The sequence below is a fragment of the Eudoraea adriatica DSM 19308 genome (genome assembly GCF_000382125.1).
Classification (GTDB): domain Bacteria; phylum Bacteroidota; class Bacteroidia; order Flavobacteriales; family Flavobacteriaceae; genus Eudoraea; species Eudoraea adriatica.
Genome location: NZ_KB907549.1, coordinates 157534 through 172554 on the forward strand (window position 1 = coordinate 157534; position 15021 = coordinate 172554).

The 15021-nt window shown below is 39.4% G+C and carries 12 protein-coding genes; 7 read left to right on the plus strand and 5 right to left on the minus strand.

The genetic code is table 11. The features are described 5' to 3' along the window. Positions 1-4 precede the first annotated feature (4 nt). The 4 genes from G504_RS0110250 to G504_RS0110265 form a co-directional block, all read right to left on the minus strand. Entirely contained in the window at positions 5-2404 is a 2400-nt protein-coding gene (locus G504_RS0110250; RefSeq protein ID WP_019670085.1) for a glycoside hydrolase family 31 protein, read from the minus strand. A gap of 100 nt (positions 2405-2504) precedes the next feature. Then, positions 2505-4400, minus strand: coding sequence for a 1,4-alpha-glucan branching protein GlgB (glgB, locus tag G504_RS0110255; RefSeq protein WP_019670086.1), 1896 nt, complete (start codon positions 4398-4400; stop codon positions 2505-2507). 10 nt (positions 4401-4410) lie between these two features. Continuing rightward, positions 4411-6045, minus strand: coding sequence for a trehalose synthase (locus tag G504_RS0110260; RefSeq protein ID WP_019670087.1), 1635 nt, complete (start codon positions 6043-6045; stop codon positions 4411-4413). A 2-nt stretch (positions 6046-6047) separates the two neighbouring features. Then, the gene (locus tag G504_RS0110265; RefSeq protein WP_316928674.1) at positions 6048-7988 is read right to left on the minus strand and encodes an alpha-1,4-glucan--maltose-1-phosphate maltosyltransferase; all 1941 of its coding nucleotides are present in this window, start codon (positions 7986-7988) and stop codon (positions 6048-6050) included. Between the two features lie 205 nt (positions 7989-8193). On the opposite strand from G504_RS0110265, the gene G504_RS0110270 reads away from it, so the two are divergent. From G504_RS0110270 to G504_RS0110290, 5 genes are all read left to right on the plus strand, one after another. Further along, positions 8194-8757 carry a hypothetical protein gene (locus tag G504_RS0110270; RefSeq protein WP_019670089.1) on the plus strand — a complete coding sequence of 188 codons (564 nt, stop codon included), beginning with the start codon at positions 8194-8196 and terminating at the stop codon, positions 8755-8757. A 134-nt stretch (positions 8758-8891) separates the two neighbouring features. After that, positions 8892-9392 (plus strand): peptide-methionine (R)-S-oxide reductase MsrB, encoded by a 501-nt coding sequence (gene msrB / locus G504_RS0110275; RefSeq protein WP_026348500.1) that lies wholly within the window; start codon positions 8892-8894, stop codon positions 9390-9392. Between the two features lie 55 nt (positions 9393-9447). After that, the gene (locus tag G504_RS0110280) at positions 9448-9975 is read left to right on the plus strand and encodes a DUF1572 family protein (protein ID WP_019670091.1); all 528 of its coding nucleotides are present in this window, start codon (positions 9448-9450) and stop codon (positions 9973-9975) included. Positions 9976-10062: 87 nt separating this feature from the next. Continuing rightward, entirely contained in the window at positions 10063-11454 is a 1392-nt protein-coding gene (gene lpdA, locus G504_RS0110285) for a dihydrolipoyl dehydrogenase (protein ID WP_019670092.1), read from the plus strand. A 23-nt stretch (positions 11455-11477) separates the two neighbouring features. Beyond that, a complete protein-coding gene (locus G504_RS0110290; RefSeq protein ID WP_026348501.1) occupies positions 11478-11765 on the plus strand; it encodes a DUF3817 domain-containing protein in 288 nt (95 codons plus the stop codon). Here the strand turns inward: G504_RS0110290 and aroQ are convergent. After that, on the minus strand, positions 11760-12173 hold the full coding sequence (gene aroQ, locus G504_RS0110295; RefSeq protein ID WP_019670094.1) for a type II 3-dehydroquinate dehydratase: 414 nt from the start codon (positions 12171-12173) through the stop codon (positions 11760-11762). The two genes, G504_RS0110290 and aroQ, sit on opposite strands and share 6 nt — an antisense overlap. A gap of 207 nt (positions 12174-12380) precedes the next feature. Between aroQ and xerD the strand changes: the two genes are divergently transcribed. Together xerD and G504_RS0110305 are read left to right on the plus strand one after the other, a co-directional pair. Continuing rightward, positions 12381-13280 carry a site-specific tyrosine recombinase XerD gene (gene xerD / locus G504_RS0110300; protein ID WP_019670095.1) on the plus strand — a complete coding sequence of 300 codons (900 nt, stop codon included), beginning with the start codon at positions 12381-12383 and terminating at the stop codon, positions 13278-13280. A 185-nt stretch (positions 13281-13465) separates the two neighbouring features. Beyond that, complete coding sequence (locus G504_RS0110305) at positions 13466-14893, plus strand: amidohydrolase (protein ID WP_026348502.1); 1428 nt, start codon at positions 13466-13468, stop codon at positions 14891-14893. The last annotated feature ends 128 nt before the right edge of the window (positions 14894-15021 follow it).

A 15021-nucleotide genomic window follows, 5' to 3' on the forward strand; every position in this document is an offset into this window, starting at 1 on the left:
ATATTTATTTACCAATTATATGCAACACAGTAAATTCCTTAGTGACTTGTATTGCATTATTTCCATTCTTTATGAGATCTTTCAGAGGAACAATTTCATTATCTATTTCTACCTCCTTAATAGCAAATGGTAAATCAATCAGATTAATCTTAAATGAGCTATATGATGTAATGAATGCTCCATTTTTGAACTGCTGAATGATCAATTCATTTTTCTTACCATTTAATTTAAAATTCCTTAAACTATAATTCCCTTTTGTATAATCGTAACCGTCATGTGCATCTTCATAGACCGAAGAATTTTCAACACCCAATTTAAAGTAAACATCAAGGATTAATTCTTCGATAACTTTCTCACCAACATACTGCTGGACAGGATATTTGGGTATTATTGCGCCTTCTTTAATAAAAATCGGAATTTTATCTATATCCGCGGCAACCCATTTTTCCATTCCACCATCTAAAACCTCACCTGTCCAGAAATTATGCCATTTACCTCTGGGAATATACATTCTTCTTCCCATTGCATTTGGTTCCTGAATTGGACAGACTAATATTTGATCTCCAAATATAAATTCATCAGTCCTAAAATGCGTTTGATGATCCTCCTGATCAAAATAAACCAGGGGTTTTAGCATAGGAATGTTTTCATTAGAATATTTCCAGAACATGGTATACAGGTACGGAAGAAGCTGGTATCTTAATTCAATAAACTTCCGAACAATATTGGTTACTTCTTTATCAAATGACCATGGTTCCTGATCTCCATGGTCTCCGCTGGAATGCACCCGAAAAAACGGATGAAAAATACCCAATTGTATCCATCTGGCAAAAAGCTCACCATTGGGTTGTTCTGCAAATCCTCCTATGTCTGAACCAACAAAAGACATACCGCTCATGCACATTCTTTGAACCTGCACATTGGCAATCCATAGGTGTTCCCAGGTAGCAACATTATCACCGGTCCAGGTAGAACAGAAACGCTGAGCACCTGCATATGCCGCCCTGGTTATTACAAAGGGTCGTTTAGGGTAAACGTATTTTTTTACACCTTCATAAGTTGCCCTTACCATTTGAGTGCCATAAATATTATGTGCCTTTCTATGACTGCATGGATGGCCATCAAAATCATGCCTTGTATCCAGGGGTGCCGTTTTCGAGGGAACTTCCATTATGGCGGGTTCATTCATATCATTCCAAACTGCATGGGCGCCAGTTTCTGACATTAGCTCTTTATAAAGTCCTGCCCACCATTTCCTGACTATCGGATTTGTAAAATCAGGAAAACTGCATTCTCCCGGCCAGACTTTACCTCGCATTAAAGGTCCATCGCCCCTTTTACAGAAATAATCATTTTCCAAGGCTTCCTGGTATACCCAATAATCCTTATCTACTTTAATTCCCGGATCTATCATGACCACAGTTTTAAAGCCATCTTTGTATAAATCCTGTATCATGGCCTTGGGGTCGGGAAATTTTTTCTTATCCCACGTAAAACAGCGAAATCCATCCATATAATCTATATCCAGATAGATGGCGTCACATGGTATTTTTAGCGCCCTGAATTTCGCGGCAATTTTCTTTACTTTGCTCTCAGGGAAGTAGCTCCATTTGGACTGATGAAAACCCAATGCCCAAAGTGGCGGTATTTCCGGTGTGCCGGTTAAATCCGTATAAGCCCTAACTACTTTGGACATCTCAGGTCCGTAAAAAAAGTAGTAATTCATTTCTCCGCCGTCTGCCCAAAAACTGGTTATATTCCTTCTTTCATGGGCAAAATCAAAATTGGTCCTAAATGTATTGTCAAAGAATATTCCGTACGCAATATTGTTATGGAGGCCAATATAAAATGGAATTGCCTTGTACAACGGATCCTGATCTTTGCTATAGGCATAAGAATCCGTAACCCAATTGCTCACTCTTTTCCCTTTCAGATTGGAATGCGTGGCCTTATCACCCATACCGTAAAAGCTTTCTGCGGTCTGGGTAATTTTGCTCATCTTCACCGAATTACCACCAAATTGGTAATTCTCCTCCCAGTGAAATCCGAGTTCATCCTCGTTTATTATATTTCCTTCCAGGTCTGAAATTTGGGTTCTCATGGTTTTTTTATCAACCAGAACCGTAATTTTCGAAGTGCTAATTAAATATTCTGTTTTTGTTTCTGTGGCTTCTAGTTTGTTATACCCCCTGCTGCCATCCGGACTTATTGCATAGGAAAAATCTGGTTGAAAAACTTCTTCAGTGGCATATCTGAATCTAATGGCGCTGTTGCGCAGTACAGTTATTTCAAGAATTACCCCATTCTCCGACGTAAAATAAAATTTATCGGTATCACGCTTAAATTTAATTATTTGGTTGGGATATAAATTGCCTTTGTATTCTAATTCTGTATTGGTAATCATAAAGGGTGATTTAAAAGACAGACAAAAAAAAGACTTTAACTTTTAAAAGAAAAACGATTTTGCTGCGATTTATGAACTATTACGTTATAGTTGGCGATATTTATTTAAAAACTACGATCCCAAGTGGTGGAATTGTAATTTCAATAGAAGTTTTATGACCATGCCATGGGGTCTTGCTAACTTTTAATCCGGTATTTTTACTACCGCTTCCCCCATATTTTTTGGCATCACTGTTAAAAACCTCCTTTAATGCCCCTTTTTTTGGAATTCCTATTCGGTAACCTTCTCTTGGTACCGGTGTGAAATTACAAGCCACTATCAGGTCGTTTTTAGGTTCATTTCCACGGCGGATATAAGTAAGTACGGAATTTTCATAATCTCCGTAATCTATCCACTGAAATCCTTCAGGGCTGAATTGTTTTTCATAAAGAGCAGGGGATGTACGATAAAGCTTGTTCAGGTCCTTTACCAACTCCTGAACGCCTTTATGAAAATCATATTGCAACAAATGCCAATCAAGACTATGCTGATAATTCCATTCGGAAGACTGTCCGAACTCCGCACCCATGAATAGCAGATTAGTACCCGGATGCGTAAACATATACCCGTATAGCAATCTTAAGTTAGCGAATTTTTGCCATTCATCCCCTGGCATTTTATAGAGCAAAGACTGCTTTCCATAGACTACCTCGTCGTGGGAAAAAGGCAACATGAAGTTTTCGGTAAAAGCATAGGTCATACTGAATGTTAGATCATTCTGATGATGCCTGCGATAAATGGGCTCTTTCTTAAAGTACTCCAGGGTGTCATGCATCCAACCCATCATCCATTTCATGCCAAACCCAAGTCCCCCAATGCTAACAGGCTTGGAGACCATAGAAAAGGAAGTTGATTCCTCTGCAATTGTTTGAATACCTTTAAAACTGCTGTACACTTCCTGATTAAGTTCGCGAATAAAGGATATAGCTTCAAGATTCTCGTTGTTGCCATAAATATTTGGTTCCCACTCGCCTTCTTCACGCGAATAATCCAGGTATAACATTGAAGCAACGGCATCGACACGGAGACCATCTGCATGAAACTGATCTAACCAAAAATTGGCGTTACTTATCAGAAATGCGCGAACTTCATTTCTGCCGTAATTAAATATCAGACTTTTCCAATCCGGATGATATCCTTTTCTTCTATCCGGGTTTTCATACAGGCAGGAGCCGTCAAAAAATCCTAACCCATGGGCATCTTCCGGAAAATGTGAAGGTACCCAATCCAGGATGACACCAATATCATTTTGATGAAGTTTATCTACCAGAAGTTTAAAATCTTCTGGCTTGCCAAATCTGGATGTCGGCGCAAAATAACCAGTTAGCTGATAGCCCCAGGAAGGATCATAGGGATATTCCATAATCGGCATAAATTCTACGTGTGTAAAATTCATTTCCTTCAAGTATTGAACCAAATCTTCTGCCAGATCCAGATAGGACATAAACTTATCCTCATTGGCCCGTTTCCAGGATCCAAGATGGATTTCATAGACAGAATATGGTTTGTCTAAACTATTCTTAGTCTCACGGGTATCCATCCAGGTCTTATCCTTCCATTTATAAGCGTCATCCCATACTACAGAAGCTGTATTGGGCGGATGCTGGCAATATCTGGCAAAAGGGTCTGCTTTCTCCGTTTTAATATTATTGTTATGAGAATGAATCTTATACTTATACAGGGCGCCTTGTTCTACCCCCGGAATAAAACCTTCCCAAATACCACTTTCATCCCATCTTACATTAAGCTGATGTTCACCTTCTACCCAGTAATTAAAATCACCTATTACAGAAACAGATTTAGCCGTTGGAGCCCAAACAGCAAAATATGTCCCCTTTTTGCCTTTGTATTTCATAGGGTGTGATCCCAAATGATTGTAAAGCCGGTAGTGCTTGCCTGCCTTAAAAAGATTAATATCAAAATCCGATAATAAGCTAAAGGGAATTACATTGCCCATTTTTGTTTTGTTAGTTAGTTTCGTTAATAATACTCATAATACCCTGCAAAGGTATCACCGCCCATCTGGGTCTCGAATTCATTTCATATCCCAATTCGTAAACTGCCTTTTCAAGCATACAATACTCCAGGAGAAATATTCTTTCCTGGCGATAACCAATATTTATATTATGTTCCTGTATAAGACTGACATAGGTTTCCAGAAAGACGCCTATAAAGTAACGATAAAGAATCTCACCCGCCAGAAAAAGATCTTCCTGTGAATATGCATAGTCTTCCATGTGATTGAAAATTGTGGCATAAACCGCATAATGAAATGACCTGAAAAGACCCGCAATATCTTTTAAAGGCGGCTGTTTAACCTTCCTGTCCCTAATAGTGCTTTCCGGTTCCCCTTCAAAATCAAGCAAATAAAAATCATCATCCTTAACCAATATCTGACCCAAATGATAATCTCCATGGACGCGAATCCTTTCTCCTTTAAGCTTGGTCCAGTCAAAATTCACAAAGCGTTTTCTAATCTCATTTTTTCGCTCCAAAAACTCCTTGGCAAGCTCTTGCGATAAACCTTCCAAACGATGAAGGTTATTTTCAACAGTATTTAATCTATTTTGAAATTGATATAACAATCTATTCTTTAGCCACACTTCGTAATCCCCATTAAAATGAGTAGGTGTGAATGCAGTGTCCTCAAATTCTGAACCCAAAGCAATATGCATCTCTGCGGTTCTCTGTGCCAATTTCTGAAGTTTCAGGAAAATGTTCAAACCCGCCCAATCAATAATTTCCGGCGGAACATCCCTGATATTCAACCGCTCAAACAATTCTGTTTGAGGCAATTTGTGCACATTTATCCCCTTATATTCGAGGTTGCTAAAGATTTTATGTAATTCTTTCAACATAAAATCCCAGGCATCGCCCTGATTTGGGACCAATTCCTGCATTAATGCTATGGTAACATTAACATTCTCTGCATCCATGATACTTATACTTCCCTGATAGGCCGGTGTATTTTTATATCCTTTTCGTTCCGAAAGGAACTGACTCATTTCAAAATCCGGATTCTTGTCTGCGTAGATCCTTCTAAAAAATTTTATAACAGATCTATCATTGATTATTACAGAAGTATTACTCTGTTCTAGCCCCATAAAACGAGAGGATTCATAGACTTTGTCATGAAAGTCAATACTTTTATGGTACCTTACACGGGTAGTATCATTTGGCTCTGCATTCACGATACGCTCAAATACCAACTTTCGAAAAGCCTCAAGGTTTATTGCATCTATTATAAAACCATCCTGTCCGTTTATACTCAGGGGCAGAATCCTTTCTTTTTCGGCAAAATTCTCATCGGTAACAAATGCAATAGGTAAAAAATAATGCTGGTAAAATGCCTCTTCAAAATTAACTTCCAGCAATAAACCGTAATAAACTTCGCCTTTCTGCTGAATCCTGAAGTATTCCCGGAGTTCTATATATTTAAGCTTGCTCGCTTTGCCACCATACCATCGTTGCTTAACCACATAGGCCTCAAGGATATCGGAAAGAAAGACTTTGATAAAATTCTTATCATCCAATAAATTTTCCCAGGCTACATTAAATGAATAGGGAGGTTGAAGAATTGAGTCCTGATTTTTTTTGGACATTATTATTTTTTAATATGAAACAAATGAAATGGCAACGCAGGATGCAATTCTACAAAATTCCACTCATCATACCAAAGATAACTATTGTCTGTGATAAGATCATGCATGTTTATCCCATGGCTTATATCGACCCGTAAATCGCCCAAAGGAAGCTGAAGCATCCCTCGCTGCGAATAATGAGAGTCCAGGTTTATAACTACCAGCACCTCATCGGTTTTATTATCGTTCCACTTATAGAATGCTATAAGCTGATGATTCTCAATATGACAAAACCTGATATTGTTGGTTTGCTGCAACGCTTCATGGTTTTTCCTGGCCTGGTTTAAACGAGTAATTATAAGGGTTAATTTATTTTCAATGGTCCAATCCCAAAATTTCACTTCATATTTTTCGGAATTCAAATATTCTTCTTTGCCGGGTAAAGCGTCGGAAAGCATGTATTCAAATACCGGCCCATAAATGCCAATGTTGCCACAAAGCGTTGCAGCAAGGGCATAGCGGGAAATATGCATGGCCTCATTGGCCCCTTGCAAATGGTAAGGATTAATATCTGGTGTGTTTGGCCAAAAATTTGGTCTGTAATACTCCTTCATTTCCGATTGCGTAAGCTCCAGCATGTATTCTATTATTTCGTGCTTGTGAACCCGCCAGGTAAAGTAGGTGTATGACTGAGAAAATCCCTGTTTTGCCAACTGTTGCATTACTTTAGGTCTGGAAAAGGCTTCCGCTAAAAAAAGTACATCGGGATGTTTCTTTTTTACCTCGGTAATTAACCAATTCCAAAAATAATACGGTTTGGTATGTGGATTGTCTACTCTGAATATTTGTATCCCCATTCCTACCCATTTAAGTGTAACAGACAAAAGCTCTGCCCATAGTTCCTTAAATGCGGGGGATTCAAAATAGAAGTTTACAATATCCTGATACTTCTTTGGAGGATTCTCGGCATACTGCATAGTGCCGTCAGGCCTTTTTCTGAACCATTCGGGGTGACTCGATATGTAAGGGTGATCAGGAGCTGCCTGAAAAGCTAAATCCAGTGCAATCTCCAAATTCAATCCTTTCGCTTTTTTTATGAGACCTTTAAGGTCTTCTTCTGTACCTAATTCCGGATGTATTTCCTTATGTCCCCCAAGCTTTGATCCTATTGCCCAGGGCACCCCTGAATCTCCTTTCCGGGCATTTGTTGTATTGTTTTTACCTTTCCTGTTTACTTCACCAATTGGGTGTATTGGAGGGAAATAAAGGACATCGAAACCCATGCGGGCTATTTTAGGCAGCAATCGCTCACAATCCTTAAATGTACCATGTTTTCCTTCCTCCGGGGAAGATGATCTTGGAAAAAATTCGTACCAGGTACTGAAATTTGCCTTTAGTCTGTCTACATAAACCTTAAGGTCCTCGCTTGTATTAGCTAAAAATCGATTTGGATATGCAACAAATAACTTATGTAATTTATCTGAAACCGCTTCTTTAATGGCTTTTTTATATAAATCTTCGTTTTGAAAAGATTGAATCAAATCATTTATATACTTCTTGTCCGCGGGACCTATCTTTTTCAACAAGGTTTTCAGGTATTGCACACCATCTAAAAGCTCGCTGTTTACATGCTGATCATCTTTTAACTTCGCTTCAATACCATGCTGCCAGTTTTGAGCATGATCTACCCAGGCTGAAATCCTGTAAATGTAATATCCCTGCTTAAGGACTTTAAAAGAAACCCTGTGGACATCGTCTCCCAGGTGTTCCATGCGCGCAGTATTAAAAGATTTCGCGCCGGAATGCTTGTATTGGAGTTCTGCCTGTACTATATCATGTCCATCTCCTATTATATCTGCATAAACTATAACAGATTCTCCAACGACTCGCTTAATAAAAAAAGCCCCACACTGAAGCTGAGGAGTAATATTTTCAATTACAACACGTTGTTGTCTTAACATCATAATTAGTTAGTTGGGTTTTTGTTAAAAATAGGAAAATATATGAAATACAGTGCCTCAACGCCCCAAATTTTACCGAAATAATACCCAATATAACGACTTACTCCATTTTTGGAACGCTTTTTGTTTTCAGGCTTAAGACAGTATTTGAAAATTTCGAAAAAATAATGGAAAGACTTAAAATATTAATCATTAAACAATTACTATTATGAAAAAAGTTACATTAGTATTCAGCGCATTTTTAAGTTTAATTATTTTGTCTTGCGAGGGACCCGTAGGACCTCCCGGACCTCCCGGACCTCCCGGTTTTGATGGGCTGGATGGCTTGGACGGAGTTAATATTTTAGGACAGGTACTGGAGATTGAAGGTACTTTTGATGCCGGAAATGATTATTCCCTGTTTTATGAATTTCCACAGACAGTTGAAGTCTTCGAATCAGATGTAGTCCTGGTTTACTTGCTTTGGGACGTTGCTGAAGATGGTAATGGGGAACCTCTGGATATCTGGAGGCTTTTGCCACAAACGCGAATTTTGGCTCAGGGTTTGTTGCAATACAATTATGACTTTACCTTTTTGGATGTAAGTGTCTTTCTGGAATCAGATATTGACCTTGGAACCCTTTCTCCCGGAGATACGGATAACCAGGTATTCAGAATAGCCATTGTACCTGCAGAATTTGCCCAATCTTCAAAAATGGATGTTTCAAACATTGAGGAAGTTATGAATAGCTTGAATATTAGGGAAACAGATATTAACAGAATACAATTGTAACTGCTTCTATTAACGAAAGAAAAAAATCCCTGCAAGAATAGTGCAGGGATTTTTTTATGAAGTTATGCTTAACTTTGAAAGGTTTTGAATTCAAAACCGTCAAAAAAAATCAGAAAAAGAAAAAATTACCTGTCATGAAAAAATATGTATGTATTATCCTCTTAATTTCAATGGGATGTAAAGGGGTTTCGCAAGAGAAAGAATCCGTTATTGCAGAAAAGGCCGAACAAACAGAAACATTTGATGTGGATAAGACTGAAGAAGAATGGCGCAGAGAACTTACGGACATGCAATTCTATGTTCTCAGAAAGGCCGGAACTGAAAATGCGGGTTCCAGTGAGCTTTTAAATAACAAAAAAGCAGGTACATACGTCTGCGCCGGCTGTGGAACGGCTTTGTTTAAAAGTGAAAACAAATTTGATTCCGGAAGTGGCTGGCCAAGTTTCGACCAGGAAATTGAGGGAAATGTGGCCTATGATGTGGATTACAAAATTGGATATAAAAGAACAGAAGAACATTGCGCCGTTTGCGGCGGCCACCTCGGCCATGTCTTTGAAGATGGCCCGCGCGAGACTACAGGTCTGAGACATTGTATAAACGGGGCAGCCCTGCGTTTCGTGCCTGACCAAAAATAGTCCCCGCTTATTTGGTTATACGTGTTTTTAAAATTCAATATCGGATTTGAAATAAATGAATTTACAGTCAGAGTATTTAAAAAGTTTATTATTTGAATGCCAGCGCTATAAATCCCTTGGCGACAAAACCTTTGATCAGCTCGATAAAGAGGACATCCATTGGAAATATGAAAGCACAGGCAACAGTATTGGAGTAATTGTAAAACATCTATCGGGCAACATGCTTAGCAGGTGGACTAATTTCTTTTCCGAGGATGGTGAAAAAACCTGGAGAAACAGGGACTCAGAATTTGAGGCCACCTACCAGACAAAAGAGGAAATGCTTGAAGCCTGGGAAAGAGGATGGAATTGCTTTTTTGACGCCCTTAAAGAAATAAATGAAGAAAATTTTCAGAATACAATCAAAATCCGAAATGAACCACACTCAATTCCTCAGGCTCTAAACCGGCAATTGGGCCATTATTCTTATCATATAGGTCAAATTGTGCTGCTCGGGAAGACTATAAAAGGGGAGAATTGGGTATCCCTGTCTATACCCAAAGGCCAATCAAATGCTTTTAACCAGGCAAAATTTAAGGATTAATCTAAGATTCTCAAGGAAGTTCAAAAGCTTTCAATTTGGTTTTGTAACTTTGCGACCTCATAAATTTGAATCACAAAAAATACTGGAATGGGCAAATTCGATATTATTGTTTTAGGAAGTGGGCCTGGAGGTTATGTAACCGCCATCAGGGCATCACAACTTGGATTTAAAACGGCTATTGTTGAGAAAGAGAATCTTGGTGGTGTATGTTTAAATTGGGGATGTATCCCTACTAAAGCTTTATTGAAATCGGCCCAGGTATTTGAATATTTACAGCATGCATCCGATTATGGGCTTAAAGCAGATGGCGTGGATAAAGATTTTGATGCAGTTGTAAAACGGAGCAGGAATGTCGCTGATGGAATGAGCAAAGGTGTTCAGTTTCTTATGAAGAAGAATAAAATTGAAGTCATTAATGGGTTTGGAAAGTTGGCCCCTGGAAAGAAGGTGGTTGTAACAGACGCTGAAGGCAAGGATACGGAGCACAGTGCAGACCACATAATAATTGCCACTGGTGCAAGAAGCAGGGAACTGCCCGCTTTGCCTCAGGACGGGAAGAAAATTATTGGTTACCGCAAGGCAATGACATTAGAGAAGCAACCCAGGAAAATGATTGTAGTTGGAAGTGGAGCTATAGGTATTGAATTTGCTTATTTCTACAATGCTATGGGAACCGAAGTAACGGTAGTTGAGTTTTTACCAAATATTGTCCCTGTAGAGGATGAAGAGGTTTCTAAACAGTTAGAACGCAGCTTTAAGAAAGCAGGAGTAAAAATTAAAACCTCGTCTGAAGTCACCCATGTGGATACCTCGGGAGAAGGTGTTAAGGCTACAGTAAAAACGGCTAAAGGAGAAGAAATTCTGGAGGCCGATATCGTACTTTCTGCTGTAGGCATTAAATCAAATATTGAAAATATTGGCCTAGAAGAAGTTGGCATCGCTACGGACAGGGATAAAATTCTTGTGAATGATTTCTACCTGACCAATATTCCGGGTTATTATGCCATTGGCGATGTTACTCCCGGTCAGGCTCTCGCCCACGTTGCTTCAGCCGAAGGTATCCTTTGTGTGGAAAAGATAGCCGGAATGCATGTAGAACCTTTAGACTATGGAAATATTCCCGGTTGTACCTATTGCATGCCGGAAGTTGCTTCCGTTGGCCTTACAGAAAAACAAGCCAAAGAAAAGGGATATGAACTCAAAGTTGGCAAATTCCCATTCTCGGCAAGTGGCAAGGCAAAGGCTTCCGGAAATGCCGATGGTTTTGTTAAAGTGATTTTTGACGCTAAATATGGCGAATGGCTAGGTTGTCATATGATCGGTGCCGGGGTAACGGACATGATTGCAGAGGCAGTTGTAGCCCGTAAATTAGAGACAACCGGACATGAAATCCTCAAGGCGGTTCACCCGCATCCGACAATGAGTGAGGCGGTAATGGAAGCGGTTGCAGAGGCTTATGGCGAAGTTATACACCTCTAGCCCAATAAATAAAAAAAATAAAAATGCTCAAAATATTTCGCCTGAGTGCCATATTGGAAGGCATCTCCTATTTGCTCTTGTTTAGTTTAAGTATGCCATTAAAATATTGGGCAAATATTTCCGAACCTAATATTTATATTGGCTATGTGCATGGGTTTCTTTTTATAGCCTATATGCTTCTGGCTGTAATCTTTTCTGTGGAAAGAAAAATAGCTCCAAAAAAAATAATTATGCTGGTACTGGCTTCACTATTGCCTTTTGGGACATTCTATATGGATCAGAATTACCTTAAACCGCTTTCAGCTTCATAAAAAACTCCGGATTGCCAACTCATAACTTTGCAAACCAAATCCCAGGATAACACCTTTAGCCCCGGGTGAGATATAGGAAACATGTCTGAAATCTTCCCGTTGATGCGTATTGGAAATATGTACTTCTACGACCGGAGTATTGATGGCTTTCACTGCATCACCCAAACCAACAGATGTATGCGTATATGCGGCGGCGTTTAAGATAATCCCATCATAAGTAAAGCCCACCTCCTGCATTTTATCTATCAGTTCCCCTTCTATATTTGACTGGTAATACTCTAATTCCAAATCCTTGAATTTGGACTGCAAATCCGCGAAGTAGGCCTCAAACGTTTTGCCACCGTAGATTTCCGGTTCTCTTTTTCCAAGGAGATTAAGGTTTGGCCCGTTAATTATTATAATTTTCATAGGCTAAAAGTAATAAAATGTATAGTGCTAAAAAAGCGAATGAGATACTCCCTGGCTTTAATATTTTTGTAGCCGGTTGCCAGGCTTAATAACGACCATCCTAAAAACTGTTCAAGCTGTTTTCTAAGCAAACTTTAAATCTCAATTAAAGAGATAAAAAAAAAATGGATATTTCTAATTAAGTGAAACAAGCGATATCTTTATGGTATGAATTGGAAGCAAGCCCAAACAGATTACGGATACTATTTGAAGATCGAACGCGGTTTAGCGGCCAATTCAATCTCCAATTATTTAAGGGATGTAGAAAAACTAAGAGTATTTCTGGTGAATAAGGGAATCGAAGAAACTCCCGTTTCTCTGGATCGTGAAACATTGCAACTTTTTATTTATGAAGTTGCCAAAGAAGTCGGTCCCAGGTCGCAGGCGCGCATAATTTCGGGCCTTAAAAGTTTTTTCAACTATTTGGTTTTTGAGGATTACAGAAAGGATACTCCTTTAGATTTAATAGAATCTCCAAAAATTGGCCGAAAACTGCCGGACACCCTTTCCACCGCAGAAATAAACAGTCTTATCAAAGCCATTGATTTATCGGCGCCCGAAGGAGAGCGAAACAGAGCCATGCTGGAAACGCTATACGGTTGCGGATTAAGGGTCTCGGAATTAATCGGACTTAGGATTTCGGATCTGTTTTTTGAAGAAGATTTCATCAAGGTCACCGGCAAGGGAGACAAACAGCGCTTTGTTCCTATAGGTAATATAAATAAAAAATACATTACTATTTATTTAAAGGAGGTGCGCAATCATCAAAAAATCCAAAAGGGATTTGAGGACATATTATTTCTAAACCGAAGGGGAAAGCAACTTACCAGGGCTATGATCTTTACTATAATCAAGCAACTTGCGGTCAAAATTGATCTCTCTAAAAACATTAGTCCCCATACTTTCAGACATTCATTCGCAACGCATTTACTGGAAAATGGCGCCGACTTACGAGCTATTCAGCAAATGTTAGGCCATGAAAGCATAACAACAACAGAAATTTACATGCATTTAGATCGTTCGCATTTGGCTGAAGTCGTAAACAAATATCATCCAAGACAGGTTTAGGGATGCCGTTGTTCATTCTTTCAATATCCTGAATTGAACCTTTCTAATCGAAAGTTCTTTAAAATGCCAAACTATGACATCAGAAATTGGGTCCAAAAATCCCCATATCTGATGAATTCTTTGCACGATGACCTCAGAAGTTGTGCGTTTGATTATATTTATCTTCAAAATTAAAAATAGCAAACATGCGAAAATTAATATTACTGAGCGCTTTAATCCTGTATTGTGGGAATACCATGAAGGCACAACTTACGAAAGATGAAGTCCTTTTTGAGATGAACAATAAATCTGAAGACTATGGAGTCATAGCCCAGAATATATGGGAATTTGCGGAGATGGGCTATTTGGAAGAAAAGAGTTCTTCTTTGTTACAAAAAACGTTGCGTGATGAGGGTTTTACTATAAAAAAGGGTGTGGCTGGCATTCCCACGGCTTTTGTAGCCGAGTACGGGAGTGGTGCACCTGTGATTGCCATCCTGGGTGAATATGACGCACTTCCCGGTTTATCTCAAAAAGCAGTACCTGAAAAATCATCAGCAGATAAAGAGGCTGGCCATGGATGTGGTCATCATCTTTTTGGCACGGCCTCTGCGGCAGCTGCCATCGCTGTAAAAGACTGGATGAAAGCGGGTAATAATAAAGGAACCATACGATTTTATGGGTGTCCTGCAGAAGAAGGTGGCTCAGGTAAAGTATATATGGTGAGGGATGGATTATTTAACGATGTGGATATAGCATTGCACTGGCATCCGGGAGCCGAAAATGAGGCGAATGCAGGAGCTGCACTGGCGAACAAATCGGCTAAGTTTAGATTTTATGGTATTTCTGCACATGCGGCAGGAGCTCCCGAAAAAGGACGTTCTGCACTCGATGGTGTTGAAGCTATGAATATGATGGTAAATATGATGAGGGAGCATATCCCGGAAGAAGCCAGGATTCACTACGTCATTACCCAGGGTGGAAAAGCTCCGAATGTGGTCCCTGATTTTGCCGAAGTATACTATTATGCCAGACATGACAAAAGAGATGTTGTTCTGGATATATTTGATCGGATTGCAAAAGCAGCGGAAGGTGCTGCCCTTGGCACAGGAACAACCATGGATTATGAACTGATTGGAGGCACACATGAACTATTACCAAACCTGACTTTACAAAAATTAATGTATGACAACCTTTCAAAGGTTGGAGGAATTAGTTATACAACAGATGAAATAGTATTTGCAGATAAGATTGCAAAAACAATGGGATATGACAAAGCCGATTTAGAAACCGCCGAAACCATTCAACCCTACAATACCGTTGGGGAGTCTTCAGGTTCTACAGATGTAGGAGATGTAAGTTTTACCGTACCAACAGCAGGTATGGGTTCTGCAACCTGGGTTCCGGGGACACCTGCTCATAGCTGGCAGGCAGTGGCCGCTGGTGGCACTTCAATTGGTAAAAAAGGTATGATGGTTGCGGCAAAAACCCTGACTTTAACCGCGATTGATCTGTTAGCCAGCGAGGAACTGGTTGCTAAGGCCAAAGCTGAATTTCTCGAACGAAGAGGCTCCGAATTTGTTTATATCCCATTGCTGGGAGATAGGCCACCCGCTCTGGATTACAGAAAATAACGAACTTATTTTGGATATAAAATGAGATAGATTTCCCGGGCCCGGGAATAAACAAATTAGTATTTTGCAAGCAACATGTAACAATCCTGCAATTTAACCTACTAATAGATAATTTACTACCAATCCAA